The organism is Pseudoalteromonas sp. Isolate3 (assembly GCF_022398505.1).
In the GTDB taxonomy this organism is placed as follows: domain Bacteria; phylum Pseudomonadota; class Gammaproteobacteria; order Enterobacterales; family Alteromonadaceae; genus Pseudoalteromonas; species Pseudoalteromonas apostichopi.
In genome coordinates, this window is record NZ_JAKEVN010000100.1 from 1 (window position 1) to 15677 (window position 15677).

The 15677-nt window shown below is 39.9% G+C and carries 17 protein-coding genes; 12 read left to right on the plus strand and 5 right to left on the minus strand.

Annotated elements, in window-relative coordinates; genetic code table 11:
• The first annotated feature begins 269 nt into the window (after positions 1 to 269).
• The gene (rmuC, locus tag L1D46_RS16150; RefSeq protein WP_130052362.1) at positions 270 to 1736 is read left to right on the plus strand and encodes a DNA recombination protein RmuC; all 1467 of its coding nucleotides are present in this window, start codon (positions 270 to 272) and stop codon (positions 1734 to 1736) included.
• A 38-nt stretch (positions 1737 to 1774) separates the two neighbouring features.
• Here rmuC and L1D46_RS16155 read toward each other — a convergent pair whose 3' ends face one another.
• The gene (locus L1D46_RS16155) at positions 1775 to 2479 is read right to left on the minus strand and encodes a hypothetical protein (RefSeq protein WP_130052361.1); all 705 of its coding nucleotides are present in this window, start codon (positions 2477 to 2479) and stop codon (positions 1775 to 1777) included.
• A 126-nt stretch (positions 2480 to 2605) separates the two neighbouring features.
• Here L1D46_RS16155 and L1D46_RS16160 point away from each other — a divergent pair, with 126 nt between their 5' ends.
• Positions 2606 to 3181 carry a DJ-1/PfpI family protein gene (locus L1D46_RS16160; RefSeq protein WP_130052360.1) on the plus strand — a complete coding sequence of 192 codons (576 nt, stop codon included), beginning with the start codon at positions 2606 to 2608 and terminating at the stop codon, positions 3179 to 3181.
• Here the strand turns inward: L1D46_RS16160 and L1D46_RS16165 are convergent.
• Complete coding sequence (locus tag L1D46_RS16165; protein WP_239977871.1) at positions 3176 to 4057, minus strand: LysR family transcriptional regulator; 882 nt, start codon at positions 4055 to 4057, stop codon at positions 3176 to 3178. The two genes, L1D46_RS16160 and L1D46_RS16165, sit on opposite strands and share 6 nt — an antisense overlap.
• 100 nt (positions 4058 to 4157) lie before the next feature.
• Between L1D46_RS16165 and L1D46_RS16170 the strand changes: the two genes are divergently transcribed.
• The 6 genes from L1D46_RS16170 to L1D46_RS16195 all read left to right on the plus strand — a co-directional run bounded on the left by L1D46_RS16170 (position 4158) and on the right by L1D46_RS16195 (position 10132).
• Positions 4158 to 4646: a DUF2938 domain-containing protein gene (locus L1D46_RS16170; protein ID WP_130052358.1), complete on the plus strand. Its 489-nt coding sequence runs from the start codon at positions 4158 to 4160 to the stop codon at positions 4644 to 4646.
• A gap of 9 nt (positions 4647 to 4655) precedes the next feature.
• Complete coding sequence (tmpT, locus tag L1D46_RS16175) at positions 4656 to 5288, plus strand: thiopurine S-methyltransferase (RefSeq protein WP_130052357.1); 633 nt, start codon at positions 4656 to 4658, stop codon at positions 5286 to 5288.
• A gap of 151 nt (positions 5289 to 5439) precedes the next feature.
• Positions 5440 to 5673 carry a hypothetical protein gene (locus tag L1D46_RS16180; RefSeq protein ID WP_239977873.1) on the plus strand — a complete coding sequence of 78 codons (234 nt, stop codon included), beginning with the start codon at positions 5440 to 5442 and terminating at the stop codon, positions 5671 to 5673.
• Positions 5564 to 6364: a class III extradiol ring-cleavage dioxygenase gene (locus tag L1D46_RS16185; protein WP_130052356.1), complete on the plus strand. Its 801-nt coding sequence runs from the start codon at positions 5564 to 5566 to the stop codon at positions 6362 to 6364. The genes L1D46_RS16180 and L1D46_RS16185 overlap by 110 nt, the downstream gene beginning before the upstream one ends.
• Before the next feature lie 94 nt (positions 6365 to 6458).
• Entirely contained in the window at positions 6459 to 8798 is a 2340-nt protein-coding gene (locus L1D46_RS16190; RefSeq protein ID WP_130052355.1) for a S9 family peptidase, read from the plus strand.
• A gap of 452 nt (positions 8799 to 9250) precedes the next feature.
• Positions 9251 to 10132 (plus strand): alpha/beta hydrolase-fold protein, encoded by an 882-nt coding sequence (locus tag L1D46_RS16195; RefSeq protein ID WP_130052354.1) that lies wholly within the window; start codon positions 9251 to 9253, stop codon positions 10130 to 10132.
• A gap of 44 nt (positions 10133 to 10176) precedes the next feature.
• On the opposite strand, the gene L1D46_RS16200 is transcribed toward L1D46_RS16195, so the two are convergent.
• Positions 10177 to 11187 (minus strand): prolyl oligopeptidase family serine peptidase, encoded by a 1011-nt coding sequence (locus L1D46_RS16200; protein ID WP_130052353.1) that lies wholly within the window; start codon positions 11185 to 11187, stop codon positions 10177 to 10179.
• A gap of 70 nt (positions 11188 to 11257) precedes the next feature.
• Positions 11258 to 12106, minus strand: coding sequence for a LysR family transcriptional regulator (locus L1D46_RS16205; protein WP_130052352.1), 849 nt, complete (start codon positions 12104 to 12106; stop codon positions 11258 to 11260).
• A gap of 119 nt (positions 12107 to 12225) precedes the next feature.
• Between L1D46_RS16205 and L1D46_RS16210 the strand changes: the two genes are divergently transcribed.
• Complete coding sequence (locus L1D46_RS16210) at positions 12226 to 12888, plus strand: NAD(P)H-dependent oxidoreductase (protein ID WP_130052351.1); 663 nt, start codon at positions 12226 to 12228, stop codon at positions 12886 to 12888.
• A gap of 72 nt (positions 12889 to 12960) precedes the next feature.
• Here the strand turns inward: L1D46_RS16210 and L1D46_RS16215 are convergent, their stop codons facing one another.
• The gene (locus tag L1D46_RS16215; protein WP_130052350.1) at positions 12961 to 13419 is read right to left on the minus strand and encodes a GyrI-like domain-containing protein; all 459 of its coding nucleotides are present in this window, start codon (positions 13417 to 13419) and stop codon (positions 12961 to 12963) included.
• A gap of 189 nt (positions 13420 to 13608) precedes the next feature.
• On the opposite strand from L1D46_RS16215, the gene L1D46_RS16220 reads away from it, so the two are divergent.
• From L1D46_RS16220 to L1D46_RS16230, 3 genes are read left to right on the plus strand one after another with little or no spacing between them, the layout of a single operon-like run.
• Positions 13609 to 14235 (plus strand): fused MFS/spermidine synthase, encoded by a 627-nt coding sequence (locus L1D46_RS16220; RefSeq protein WP_130052349.1) that lies wholly within the window; start codon positions 13609 to 13611, stop codon positions 14233 to 14235.
• Complete coding sequence (locus tag L1D46_RS16225) at positions 14220 to 15110, plus strand: fused MFS/spermidine synthase (RefSeq protein WP_239977872.1); 891 nt, start codon at positions 14220 to 14222, stop codon at positions 15108 to 15110. The genes L1D46_RS16220 and L1D46_RS16225 overlap by 16 nt, the downstream gene beginning before the upstream one ends.
• On the plus strand, positions 15107 to 15583 hold the full coding sequence (locus tag L1D46_RS16230; protein ID WP_130052347.1) for a TlpA disulfide reductase family protein: 477 nt from the start codon (positions 15107 to 15109) through the stop codon (positions 15581 to 15583). The genes L1D46_RS16225 and L1D46_RS16230 overlap by 4 nt, the downstream gene beginning before the upstream one ends.
• Positions 15584 to 15677 lie beyond the last annotated feature (94 nt).

The following is a 15677-nucleotide window of genomic DNA, read 5'->3' on the forward strand; positions in this document are numbered from 1 at the left end:
GTTTGATGAAGAGCAAATGCTTGCGCTGATAAAAAATTAAATTTTTTTAAAGTTTTTTTGAACTAATCAAATTTTAGGGCGTCTATTATTATGCTTGTTGTTAAATTGCAGTTTACATAAGCATTATGTTGATTTCCCATTTGGTTACTAAATTTTAGTAATGTTAGAGCCAGCTCTTCTTGAGCTGGCTTTTTTTATGCCTGATCCCCCTACTCTGTTGAGAACTATTTCGTTATGATGATGTGTCTTTAAGTTATTGAGTTTTCGATATGATTACAGAGCTAATTGCACAGATTAATTGGCAAAGTGTGGTGCTTGGTGCTGCTACAGGTGCACTCGCAAGTGGTGTTATTTTTGCTCTGCAAAAAAGCCGCTTAAAAGAACAGTTAGCTGAACTGCAAAATAGTCATCAAATTCAGCAAAGCCATTTAGAGCAAACGCAGTTGCAATTACAAGAAAGCCAACTCTCGTTTTCTCAATTGCAGCAAGATTACGCTGAACAACGTGATGAATCTCAACACTTTAAAACCCGTTTTGTAGAACAAGAAAAACAAGCACAGCAATACAACCAATTTTGGCGTCAACTCGAGGCTGAGCTTGCTGCTACCAAAGCGGCTCTCAATCAACGTGATATTGATTTAAGTACTTTACGCAGCACGGTAGAGCAAAAAGAGCTGCACTTTAAAGAACAGCTCAGTCAAATCAAAGAAAGCAAAGAGCAACTTAAGAAAGAGTTTGAAAATCTTGCTAACCAAATCCTTGAAGAGAAATCTCAGCGTTTTAAAACCTTAAATCAAGAAAGCATTGAGCAATTATTAAAACCTGTTCAGGGTGAGCTAAAAGGCTTTCGCGATAAAATGGAATTGATCCATGTTGAAGATCTCAAACAGCGTGCTGCACTTAAAACTGAGTTATTGCATTTGCAAGCTAAAAGCCAAGCTATTACTGAACAAGCTGATAGACTTAGCACTGCGTTACAAGGTCAAAAGAAAACCCAAGGGAATTGGGGTGAGTTAATGCTCGAAAATGTATTAGACAGCGCAGGACTGCGTGCAGGTGTAGATTATCAACGTGAAGTGTCGTTTAACACCGAAGATGGTCGTCTACGCCCTGATGTGGTGGTGTATTTACCACAACAGCGTCATTTAGTTATCGATGCTAAAACCTCGTTAAACGCTTACACACGCTACGTAAATGCCGATTCAGAGCTTGAGGCACAGCAAGCGCTAAAAGAGCATGTCACGGCAGTGCAATCACGTATTAATGAGTTAGCAAGTAAAGCCTACGATAGACTACCGGGTATTAACTCCCCTGAAGTGGTGATCATGTTTGTACCGATAGAGTCGGCTTTTGTTGAAGCGCTCAAATATCAAAGTGATATTTATCAGCAGGCAATCGAAAAAAATATTTTAGTTGCAACGCCGACTACCTTATTGACTAGTTTGAATATCGTTAAACAATTGTGGCGTTTTGAAGAGCAAACTAAATACTCAAAAGAGCTTGCTGCCCGTGCAGAGCGCTTTTATAACAAGCTAAATGGTTTTCTTACTAGTATGGAAGGGGTTGGTAAGCAATTAGACCGCGCCAAAGAAAGCTATGATAAAGCGTTTTCTCAGCTGTATCGTGGTAAAGGGAACTTGATTAAGCAGGCCTCTGAGTTCAAAGAGCTGGGGGTTTCTGTTCAAAAAGAGTTACCCGCGGAAAGTGTTGAAAAAGCCCAATTAGAGTTAGATTAAATGCGATACAAAAAAGCCAACGTCATGTTGGCTTTTTATTAGTTAATTAGTTCAGCTGACACGATATCGTTGAGCATCAAAAAGTGGTTAAGTACAGACTCCTCAAGCTCGAATACTTGCGCTACTTTTTCGCCACTTGCTGACATCCCTGTTTGCGTTCCTGCAAACTCGATATGTAACCCTAAACGCTTCAGAGTTTGGACATCGTAACTATAAATAGCTGAATCACGTTTTTCGGTAATGCCAGGCATCATACCTATGATAGTAACCGCTTGTTCAACATTGATGATTTTAAAAAATTGTCGTTCTGCAGTTTGCCATTTTGCAATATAGCTAGCGACCTCGGGAGGTTGCTCCATCGGCACGTATAATGGCTGTAATGAGCCCCCATGCCAGCCTATAACGGCTTGTTCTTCAACGAGAACATGTGGACTTGCAGTAAGTACGTAGTTGGCGCAAGACGATGCACAAAGCTCGTGTACTACAACATTGAGTTGATACTCATGCACTAAGCCACCTAAATGTAGACCCGCCATCACATCACCCCCTTGGCTCTTAATAACCAAGGTATTGATTTGTTGATCGCTACTTACTAATAATTGTTCGAACTTTTCAACATTTTGCTTTGATGTTTCGCCCTGAAAATAAATAGTGCTCGGCGATACTTCACTGATTTCAGCAACGTTTTGCTGTGTTGTTTTACAACCAACCAGCAGCACGCTCAATAATAATAAAAAACGCATTAACAATGCCTTGAAGTTTTGTTTGTATACAGTGCGCAATTTAATAATATGTCATTAACGAACTGCAAAAATGGCATAGTACGTTTTTTTGCTTGAGAAATAAATCAGCATAATAGGAACAATTGTATGAATATTGGAATTTACATTTATGATGATGCCGAAGTGCTCGATTTCTCAGGTCCATTTGAGGTGTTCAGTACCGCTAAGCGCCTAGCGGATAATGACTGGCAAGTGAGTTTAATTGCCGAAACTACTGGTCCTGTTCTTGCCCGTGGTGGTTATAGTGTAAACCCCCATTACAGTTTCGCTGACTGTCCTTCGCTTGATTTACTTATTGTGGTTGGTGGTGATCATACTCTAGAACTTGAAAAAGCAGAGGTTATTGCGTGGTTAAAAAATACTGCTACTAAAACCAAACGTGTTGCCAGTGTTTGTACGGGGGAGTTTTTGCTTGCCAAAACAGGGCTTTTGAACGGTAAAAATGTCACGACTCATTGGCAAGATCAACCTGAGCTGGCTGCTTTGTTTCCTGAGCTCAATGTGATTGCAGATACTCGTTGGGTCACCGACGGTAAGTTTACCTGCTCAGGAGGAATTTCTGCAGGCATTGATATGAGCCTAGCGTTAGTCGCTGAATTTATTAGTTACGAGCATGCCCTACTGACCGCCAAACAGATGGAATATGAATGGCAGACGTTATAATTTTTCAGGAATGTAGTCGGTTATAAACTGTTTTAAACAGACAGCCTTTTTACTCAGTAAACGTGCGCTTGGCCAGATAGCATAAATGTCGCGGTTTTCCCCTCGCCAGTGTGGCAGTACTTGAACTAACTGCTGAGATTTTAATTCATCTATAACCTCAAACCGAGGTAACAAAGCAACACCTTGCTCATCACAAACTAAGTATTTTACAAATCCGGTATCGTTAAAAGTAGTAGCAAATCGGCACATGTGCGTATAAGTTGCATTCGTTTGTGTATTGGTTAGCTGCCACTTATTTCTCAACGTGGTACCAATTAACCTATGCTGTTTTAAATCAGTTGGCTCTTCTATGGAAGGTGCTGAATCAAGGTATGCTTTTGTGCTTACAAATAAGGTATCAACACTGCCTAACTTTTTTTGATGGAGCATAGAATCAACCTGCGGCCCGACTCTTATTGCTAGATCAGCTTGGCTTTTACTCAGATCTTCAAGTTGATTATTAAGCAATAGCTCAAGTTGAATATCAGGGTACTGTTTAGTAAATGCTAGCCACATAGGCTTTAAGAAACCATGACTAATATTGAGAGGTGCCAGAACTTTCAGCTTCCCTGACAATTGTGCTTTTTGCTCATTAAGTTGACGATGGGTTTGTTCAAATTGCTCAATTAATTCAACATAACTTTGAAAATATACCTCTCCTGCTTGCGTTAACGTGCATTGCCTTGCTGAGCGATTTAAAAGCTGCTCGCCTAGGCGTTGCTCAAGTCGTTGCAAGCGTCTCGATACAGTTGCGGTAGGCAACGACAAGCTCTCAGCCGCATTACTTAGGCCGCCTTGTTTAACAATCTGTATGAATAGGGCAATATCGTCAATCATGTTCTCATTTATGCAATCATAGTTTGTTTATCTTGCTATTTTTAGCATTTTTGCAATTAGATATCATGTCTTTTATTAAATCATTTAAGAGCATCTAATTATGAGTGTTAATGATATTTATGTGATAACTTTTGTAGGCATAGCGGCGACTTTGTTCATTGATCTTTATGCTTTTCTGCTGGCTAAAGTGTTTAAGATACCGTCATTAAACTTTTGTTTAGTTGGCCGTTGGGGCTTGGGTTTATTAGATGGAAAGTTTAAGCACCTGAATATAGCAACTAGTCCAGTTAAGCAGTTTGAGTGCGTGTTTGGCTGGTGTTTACACTACTTTATTGGTGTTTTATTTTCGTTTCTATTTATATTATTGGTCGGTATTGCTTGGCTTGAACAGCCCACCTTAATCGCTGCATGTATATATGGATTAGCTAGCGTATCTATGCCATTTTTTGTTATGCAGCCCGCTTTAGGGATGGGGATAATGGCTACGAAAACAGCAAACCCACTTCAAGCCCGCTTAAAAAGTGCTGTAACTCACCTACTTTTTGGTGTCGGAATATATTTATCAGCTCAATTCATTCAATTTATTTAGGAGTATGTAATGGACGCAAAGCATTGGCATCAACGTTGGGAAAATAACGAAATTGGTTTTCATGAAGGAGACGTTAACCGTTATCTAGATCAGTATTTTACTAACTTAAATTTGCAGCAAGGCGATACTGTTTTTGTACCACTGTGCGGAAAAACTCACGACATTCATTATTTGCTAGCGCAAGGTATGCGTGTTGTTGGGGCAGAACTTAGTGAGATAGCCATTAAGCAGTTATTTGATGAGTTAAAGCTAGAACCCGAAATTAGCCAACACGGCGAACTATTACGTTACCAAGGCGCAAATCTAACCGTTTGGGTGGGTGATATTTTTGCACTTACTGCAGCTGATCTTGGCCCTATCAACGCAGTTTATGACCGTGCCGCTTTAGTTGCGCTACCAAAGCCAGTGCGCATTCGCTATACCCAGCATTTACTTGAATTAACTAATAGAGCTAAACAGTTAGTGGTGGTCTTTGAGTATCAGCAAAGTGAGTTTTCGGGTCCGCCGTTTAGTGTAGTCGCCGATGAACTACATCAGCACTACGATGCTTTTTATCAACTAACATTACTGTGCAAAGAACCTCTCGAAGGTGGCTTAAAAGGGCAAGTCCCTGCCATGAACGTAGCTTGGCATTTAAGTTAGTACTTACAAACTATTGGTGTGTAAATTCACACCCTAGTTGTGCGTTTTTGTGGCTAGTTATTGTACCTCTGTGCGTGCACTATAGAGATACCAATCCGCAATAATACTTAATCATTTTGAGGGATTAAACCTGTCGCTACCTGCGTTAAAAATTTCTGAGTTAGAACAACTAAATAACGAAATTTTTGCCTTGCTATCAACGAGGTTTCTTCGCCTCACAATAGACTACTTAATTAAGCGAATTGGTATGAAAAGCGTATTTAAGGAGTACATTTATGCAAAAGCCACGCGTTTTCTTTGTTTCACATGGCGGCGGTCCTATGCCTTTATTTGGCGATCCAAGTCATGCCGATATGGTCACTTGTTTGCAGTCCGTTGCTGCTAAAATTAAAAAGCCATCTGCTATTTTGATGGTGAGTGCGCACTGGGAAGCGAACCCTATTAGTATTACTTCGAGTGCTGCTCCTGAGCTAATTTATGATTACTATGGTTTTCCTGAGCCTGCTTACAGTATTGAGTACCCAAGCCCAGGTGAACCAGCCCTTGCCGAAAAAGTACATCAGGCATTGGCAAAAGCTAATATCGATAGCGCATTAAACCCATCTCGTGGCTTTGACCACGGTATGTATGTGCCTTTGAAAATTATGTATCCAGAAGCAGATATACCTTGTGTGCAATTGTCGTTACATCCAAGCCTTGAGCCAAGCTTACACCTAGCGATAGGTGAGGCTTTACAACAACTTGATTACGATAATTTATTGATCATTGGGTCTGGCTTTACTTTTCATAATATGCGCGCATTTTTCCCCCCTGAAACCGCTGAAATTAAAGCGCAAAATATGGCTTTTGAGCAATGGTTAGTTGATGTATGTGGCAATACTGAGCTGAGTGAGCAGCAGCGACAAGCTAAGCTATTAGAATGGCAAATGGCCCCTGCGGCGCGTTTTAGTCATCCTCGAGAAGAGCACTTATTGCCGTTACATGTTTGCTATGGTGCGGCGATGCGCCCTTGTAGTGATATCTACGAACTACGTATTGCCAATAAACAAGCCAGTATGTTCTTGTGGGACGATTAAGTTTAAGTTCAACCCCCTTGATAACACGATAAAAGCTCAGATTTTATTCATCTAATTTGGTACGCTAGGTAAGTTAAAACCTAGGAACAACAAAATGAACTTAATAAAAACATCAACCCTTGCGTTTGCTGTGGTTGCGGGTTTAGGTTTGCAAGCATGCTCAAGTACAGAGCAAGCGAGCACCCCATCAGCAACAGTGAACGCAACGGCTAATCCACTCTCGCTTGCACAAATTTATAAAGAAAAAGACTTTAAAGCTGAGCGTAGCACCTATTTTACGTGGCTCGATGATGGTACTGGTTATACGGTACTTGAAGAGCGCGAAAGCGATAAAAACAACCAAGACGATAAAGCTAAAGACGATGAGCACGGCGTAAAAGGCAATGATATTGTGTTTTATAACGCCGATGGAACGGGTCGTAAGGTACTTGTTAGCTACGAAAAATTAATTCCCAAAGGTGATAAAGAGCCACTCACCGTTGAAAGCTATCAATGGTCTAAAGATGGTAAATGGCTGATGGTTTTTACCAATGGCGAGCAAGTGTGGCGCTCACGTAGCCGTGGTGATTTTTGGCTATTAAACCTTGAAACAGATTCGCTATATCAGTTAGGTGGCGAAAACATCGAAGCGAAAAAGCTAATGTTTGCTAAGTTCTCACCAGATAGCTCAAAAGTAGCTTACGTGCGTGATAACAACATCTACATGGAAAAAGTCGGTAGCAAGGCTGTGACTGCTTTAACCACTGATGGTAACGACACCATTGTTAATGGTAATTTTGACTGGGTATACGAAGAAGAATTTACTATTCGTGATGGTTTTCGCTGGAGCCCAGACAATAAATCAATTGCCTATTGGCAGCTTGATACCAGTGGCGTGAAATACTTCACCATGATCAATAACACCGATGATCTCTACCCTACCCTTAAAGAATTCCCGTATCCAAAAGCCGGCGAGATGAACTCTGCGGTTAAAGTGGGTGTGGTCAGTCTTAGCGACAAGAAAACTCGCTGGGCTGAACTTGGTGGCGATAATCGTGATCGTTATATTCCACGTATTAGCTGGGCAGGCACTGGTGAATCTTTGATGATCCAAGATCTTAACCGCCCGCAAAGCCACAACAAGGTTTGGTTATTCGACTGGCAAAAACAACAGCTAACTAAAATCCTTGAAGATAAAGACAATGCCTTTATTGAGTGGTTTTATAAAGCAAACTGGTCAAAAGACGGTAAGTTCTTTATTTGGCACAGTGAGCGTGATGGCTGGCGTCATCTATACCGTGTATCTCGCGATGGCAAAACGGTTGTTGATTTAACGCCGGGCGACTATGACATCATTGATATGTTAGCGCTTAACGAAGATAAAAACGTTATGTACTTTACTGCATCACCGGATGATCCTAGCCAGCGGTATTTATTCCGTACGTCGTTAGATGGCAGCTCTAAACCTATGCGCGTAACGCCAGCGTCATTTGATGGCTCAAACAGCTATTATATGTCTAAAGATACCTCTTGGGCGATGCACACATTCTCTAAATTTGGCACTCCACCAATGAAAGAGATCATCAAAGTAAGCGATCATAGCAATGTGAAAACCTTAGTTGAGAACAAAGCATTAAAAGAGAAATTAGCGACTGAGCAATTACCGACTCACGAGTTCTTTACAGTTAATGCCCGTGATGGTGTTGAGCTTGATGGCTACATCATGTTCCCAGCTAATATGGATAAAAGCAAAAAATACCCAATCGTTTTCTATGTTTATGGTGAGCCATGGGGCTCAACAGTACAAGACCGCTGGGAAGGTAACAGTTACTTATACAAGTCGTATCTAACTCAGCAAGGCTTTATTGTTGCCTCAGTTGATAACCGCGGCACGCGCGCACCAAAAGGCAGAGATTGGCGTAAGTCTATCTACAAAAAAATAGGCTCTATTACCGTACGAGACCAAGTTGACGCCCTTGATGCAATGGCAAAACGTTGGGATGTCATTGATACCGACCGTGTCGGTGTATGGGGTCACTCTGGTGGCGGTAGTTCAACACTTAATTTGTTATTCCGCCATGGTGATAAATATAAAGTTGGTATTGCCTCAGCCCCAGTGCCAGATATTCGCTTGTACGATACTATCTACCAAGAACGCTATGCGGGTAACCCAAATACCGATCCTGAAAGTTACGACAACACGTCGCCGATTACTTTTGCAAAAGATCTGCAAGGTAAGTTGCTACTGATCCACGGCACCGGAGATGATAACGTACACTACCAAGGTTCAGAGCGTTTAATTAACGAATTAGTTAAGCACAATAAACAGTTTGAGTTTTTCTCTTACCCGAACCGTTCTCACAGCCTACGAGAAGGTAAAGGCACTACCCTGCACTACCACACTATGATGGCTAACTTCTTCGAAAAGCATTTACTTAATACCAACCCGCAATAATACTTAATCATTTTGAGGGATTAAACCTGTCGCTAACTGCGTTAAAAGTTTCTCATTTAGAACAACTAAATAACGAAATTTTTGCCTTGTTATCAACGAGGTTTAATTGCCTCAAAATAGACTACTTAATTAAGCGGATTGGTATAACAAGTAAATATGCTTTATAAAAAATACCGCAGCTTCAACGTTAAGCTGCGGTATTTTTATGCAAACTGTAAACCCCCGTTACACAAAGAAAGCGTTTAGATGAAAGCTATCAAATGTTCGATGTAAATTTTCAGTGCTGGCAATGGCGGCTGCGAGCTATTGGATTATCGAGCAAGCGTATAATGAATATCTTGTATCACAGTTAAGTCGGTGAAAGAGGCTAACTAATACCCTGTTACAATTGTCTTATTAACTAATATTTATAATTGAAGTAGTGTCATTAAGTTATTGATTAAGGGTATAAAATGGCATTACTAAAATTTAGATTTCAGTATCTAGCTTGGCTTATTACATTTGTTTTGTTAGCTACAGGCTTGTATATCGCGATGAAATACCAACAGCACTATAGTTCACGCTTTATTGATATAGATATAAAGTCGAATGCGCTTTCAGAAATGCGCCGAGTTTTCATTCGCTTGCCCAAAAACTACAACCCTAACAAAGCTTATCCGCTCATAATTAAAACTGACGGCAATTTTAACCTTGATACTTGGGATGACGCTTTAAGTTTTCTTGAAAGCACCGATGACAAGCATGAGGTTATTCTCGTGGCCATCCCGAACCTGTTTTGGCATGACACACGAAATCGTGATTTAGTGCCACCTTACGCCCGTAAGGATGTGGCGATAGAAGCTCGCCCAATTAATCAAAATCAACGAGAAATATTTGGTAAAGCTGATGTGTTTTTAAAGTTTATTGAAACAGAGCTAATACCCTATTTAGAGGGAGAGTACCGTATTAGCGGGGAGCGCACACTAACAGGTTTTTCGGCGGGAGGTAGCTTTGTGTTATATACCATGGTTACTAAACCAGAGTTATTTAATGCATACTTTGCTTTTAGCCCTGCGGCTTGGTATGACGATAATGTTGTCGTAAAACAGTTCAGTAAAAGTTTACCTAATACAGCAGGCAGCACTCACTATTTTTATGTCACATTAGGTGGTGATGAGAATCCAATCATAACCGGTGCATTTAATGGCTTAGTGAATGCTCTTCAAAAGCATGCACCAAACGACCTTACCTGGCAGCACCACATCAACAAAGGAGCTGACCATGAACAAAACGCAGAGCAATCCGTTCGCAGTGCGCTAGATGGGGCGTTTAATCATTTTGATATGGCTAAGTAATGATTAAATAGGGCCTTTTTGGCCCTTTTTATTTTCAAAAAAAGTTACAAATACTTGTTAAACCAATTCACTAGCTCTGTTTCTAGTTGCTTTTTATGGTTCATTAAAAAGTGGTTGTCACCTTCATACACCACAAGCTTATGGGGGATATGATGCTTATCTAGCGCTTTGGCAAATTGAATTGAGTTATCGACCGATACTCGTTTATCGTCACTGCCATGAATAAGTAATATGGGCACTTTACGCGAGAGCTTATCAACCCAGTTCATTACAGAGCGTGCTTTAAGCTCTGCTTGTTTATTTTCTTTATAATTGGGGATACGACGTACATACACGTTATTTTCCATGTTAGGTCTAAACGTAAGCTCTTTAACTAAATCGGTCGCCCCTGCAATGGTTGCAATGGCTTTAATCTTGTTTGTGTGTTGCATCGCAACGTGGGTTTGCATGCCGCCTCTACTTACTCCTAACATGCCAATACGGTTTTCATCTGCACTTGCTATGTGAGGAATAAAATCAATAAGCGCAAGTACGTCATTAACATCTTTGCCACCAAACTCATCTAAATCATCATTTTTTGTTAATGTACCGCGGTACTGACTGCCGATAACCACAAAGCCTTGCTCTGCTAAAGGAAATAAATTTCGCATCATTGCTGCAAAATAAACACTGCCAAAATTACCGTTACCGCCGCGGTTATAAATTAATACTGGTAGCTTATTCTTGATGACTTTAGGTTTGATGATATAACCAAGCACTTCAACATCATCAACCTTATATTTAAAGTTATGGCAGGTTAAATTTGTTTTAAAGTTATCGAACATATCTTGTGGAAAGGTTTCTTCAAAGGCTTTAATACGCTTTAAGTACTCAGTCTCGGTTTTAGCTTTGCGTTTATTCTTTTGCGCTATAAATTGGTGCCACGAATCATAGTCAGCAAAGATGCCTGTGAAGCAGTCTGTTTCTTTTGTTACGTGTTCATCATCGATAATTTTCGCTGCGCTGGTAGAAAAAACAGCAAGAGATAGGCTGGCAAAGAGTAGTAATTTATACACAACAACATCCTTTTTGGTGGCTAAAATTTACTAAACCACAGTAACTTAAATGAAGGTTATTTGTACAACACTAATTTAGTAAACGCTCAAGCCACTCAATCACAACTTTTTGTATAGATGTTTCAAAGCGATTTTTTTCGGGGATGTAGTAACATAGTTTTGATTCAACATCTTGGCTATTAAATGGTGTTAGTAACCCTGCATTTAAATAAGGTTGAACCAAGGTTTTTGAGCAAAACACCACGCCTTTATTGGCGAGCACCTGATTTATACCAAATAGCTCTTGATCAAATGTTTTTATCTCGAAACATGAGTCATTTAGGTTATTTACTTTGAGCCACTGCGCTAATGGTGGAGCAGGTAGCGCATTATTTTTCCACTGGCTTGTGTATAAAGTGACCTGTTCATCAAGCCAAGGGGGGTTTTTATCTGAGCTTGCTGCAAACACATCAAAGCGTTCATACTTGATGATATCTGATTTGTTTACTTCCTCACTATTTCCTAGCCGAACAGGCAAGGTATGAAGCTGCTTATCTAAAGTTTCACTGGTTGATATATCAAGCTGTAAATGTGGTTTTTTGTTATTTAGCTCTTCTAAAGCGGGTATTAATCTTAGGGCTGCTAGAGAAGATGTTGTGGTGATACGTACTTGGTTATGTGCTTGGCTCACCTGTTCAATTGCCGCAAAAATAAGCTTAAAGCCGCTAGTTGTGTTTTGGCTTAGGTACTCGCCTGATGGAGTTAAGGTTATCTTTCTCACTTCGCGATGAAATAAATCAGTATTCAAGCGGCTTTCTAGATTAGCAATGTGGTGCGATACCGCTGTAGGCGTAATCGCAAGCTCAGCGGCGGCTGCTTTAAAGCTACCTAATCGTGCAGCTGATTCAAAGGCTTTTAAAGCTTGTAATGATATATGCATAGTTGAACCCACCTAAATTTATAGATGAGTATAACTTACTTATAGTGAATTATAACTCGTTTGTTAAATGGCGCACATTTAATGATGATACCAACACATTAACTAATGAGGTATTTACTATGACTACTCTGCTACACATTGATGCTAGTGTGCGTTCAGCTAAAAATGCAAACCCTAATCACGACTCAATCTCTAAAAATATTGCTAAGCAATTTGTAAATCATTTACAGCAAAACAATGCTATAGCTGAGTATATTTACCGTGATGTTGGAATGAATCCACCTTCATTTATTAATCAATCTTGGATTGGTGCTGTGTTTACGCCTGCCAACAAGTTAACGCTAGAGCAAAAAGAAGTACTGGCCGAATCAGATGAATTGATAAATGAATTGGTTAACGCTCATACCATAGTGATATCAACGCCTATGTATAACTATGGCATGCCCGCACAACTAAAAGCATGGTTTGATCAAATCGTTAGGATCAATAAAACATTTGACTTTGATTTGCAGCGGGGGGATTTCCCTTTGCAACCATTATTAAGTGGTAAGCGTTTGCTGGTTATAACCTCAACGGGTGAGTTTGGCTTTGAGGCAGGTGGTATACGAGAGAGTATGAGTCATTTAGTGCCGCACATTAAAACGTTGAGTAAGTATTTAGGTGTTCAGCATATTGATGAAATTGCTTGTGAGTATCAAGAATTTAACGACAGCAGGCATCAACGTTCTTTGACTAATGCCTATGCTAAGGCTGAACAGTTAGCACTGAGATACATCAATTAAGATTACATAACAAAGCCGCAATAAGCGGCTTTGTTGTGTAATGGGGCTTTACATTATAAATTCGATTTAACGTTATTCTACCGAAATGAACACCTCAACTTCTTCACTGCTTTTATAAAACTCATAGTCAGTTTTATATGCTCGGATGTGTGGGCATTGTTCATTACTAAAGTACTGCCAAACTTGACCCCAAACATCTATAACGGTTTGTGGCATGGCTCCTTTGGCGCTAAAGCGAAGGTAGTTACCTGTGGCAAGTGTAGTTTGTTCTGTCTCTGGTGAAGTGACTTGCAGGTCAGTACAAGCAAATACATCAAACTCCCATGTGACATCTGACTCATAGTGAGTGTATACGCCATATACTTTGCTAGATGGCGTTAAATTTGGTGCTATGTCTGTGTAAAATTGCTGCCATAAGCCTGCAATTTTGGCACCTTTACCACTCATTTCGTTCATATTACTGGTGCGAACCTTGAGGCCAAATAAAGTCGTTGGGTTGTCGATATTGATTTTCGTTACTTGCTGATCCATTGCATTTATCCTTGTTTTTTGTTCCCGTTAAAATACCAGAGCATATGTGCTTTAACCTAGCCTTTTTCATTATTTATTTTATTACCCCTCATTTTGTCAACGGCCTTTACAGCTTAAAAAACAGTCATAGCATCCTTATCAGCATCAGGTTAAGATGGGCAAAATAACAATAAAATCAGCGGGTGTTTAATGAATAAGATCAATGCGCTTATCTACTTTTTAGCCTTTAGTAGCGGCTTTTGTATTATGGGAATTGAGCTTTTAGGCGGACGAATTTTAGCGCCGTACTTTGGCAGTAGTGTGCATATATGGGGCAGTATCATCACTGTATTTATGTTGAGCTTATCGATCGGCTATTTGCTTGGTGGCAAGCTTTCAATCCGCAACCCGTCATTAACTAAATATGGCCTAATCTTCTTTGTGGCTAGCATTATGGTTGTGCCGATCGTACTGTTTGCTGAGCCAATTATGACCTTTATTTTCACCTATATTGAAGACAGTCGTTACGGCTCGTTACTGGCTTCAACGGCATTGTTTTTTATCCCAACAACAATACTCGGTATGATCTCACCTTACTCAGTGCGATTATTGGTTACCGATCATGAAAAAAGTGGTCAGGTTGCCGGTGGTTTGTATTTTGTGAGCACTCTAGGAAGCGCCCTTGGCACGATTATTACCTCTTTTTATATGGTGCTAGCATTTGATGTTAACGACATCATTAAAACCTTTGCCGCGGTTTTAGGCTTGCTTGGGTTGCTTGCAATTGTTGTTAGTCAAATAAAAACGAAGGAGCGTACTGTATGTTTAGAGTCTTAATGGTTTGTTTGATCATGACCCTGCCCTTTAATGGCTTTGCCGAAGTAATTCATAAAGAACGCTCGCTTTATCGCAATATTTTAGTGGAGAAGTCTGGCGATTTATTGTGTTTAAAATTTAACGAAAAAACCCGTAAAAGTACGCAAAGTTGTATGTATAAAAGTAAGCCTAAAAAGCTGGTGTTTAATTACACCAAAATGACGTTTGCAAGCTTACTATTTATTGATGACCCTCAGAATGTATTGATCATTGGGTTAGGGGGCGGATCGCTTTCTAATACCATTCATGAGCTTTACCCAAGTGCTAGTATCGAAAACGTCGAAATTGATCCTGCGGTAATCAAAGTTGCCCGTGATTTTTTTAGTTTTGTAGAAACTGATAAAGTAACGTCTAAAGTGCAAGATGGTCGTATTTTTATTAAACGCGCTGCCCTTAAAAAACAAAAGTATGATTGGGTAATTCTTGATGCTTTTAATGGCGACTATATCTCAGAGCACCTGCTTACTAAGGAGTTTTTTACGGAAGTAAAAAGTGTTTTGGCTGATGGCGGAATTATCGCTGCAAATACTTTTTCATCGAGTAAACTTTACCAGCATGAGTCGGCAACTTACTTCGATGTGTTTGGTGACTTTGTCAATGTTGTGACCGATGAAAACTCTAATCGCATTATTTTAGCTGGCTTCGATACTATGCCTAGCCAGCAACAGTTAGCTGAACGAGCCAACAAACTAGCAAATAAGTTAACACCTTACGATGTTGATTTGCAGTTACTCAGCGAGCATTTGTTTTATACTAAGGGTAATCAAGATTGGCCTGCTGATACTAAAGTACTCACTGACCAATATTCACCAGCGAACTTATTAAATTATCAATGATCAAATACGGCTTAATTGCATTTCTTTTATTTGCTTGCTCTGCTGCTACGGCAGAGCACCCTTCTACCGCTCCTTTAGCGGCAAGCCAGCAACAATTGTCTAAACTTTTGAATCAATATAAAGGGAAAATCGTGTTACTCGATTTTTGGGCATCTTGGTGTAGCCCTTGTAGGCGGTCATTTCCTTGGTTTATTGCCATGCAAAGTAAGTATCAAGAGCAAGGACTTAAAGTGATAGCTGTAAACATTGATGTTGAGCGCAGTGATGCTGATGTGTTTTTAACTGAGTTTGCTGTGAACTTTAATATTATTTACGACCCTGATGCTGTTATTGGTAGGCAATACCAACTGAAAGGGATGCCGAGCAGCTTTTTAATCGATAAAGAAGGTATAGTTCGATATCAACACACTGGATTTTTAGCTGATAAATTAGACCTCTATGAAAGCCATATCAAAGAGTTAATTGCTAATTAGTATTATTAAGCAGATAACTTTTGCTGTTATTCGTTTTTGTCGAACATTGCTATCTATTTTATTAATTGCACTAATATTTACTTAGCATGCTAAC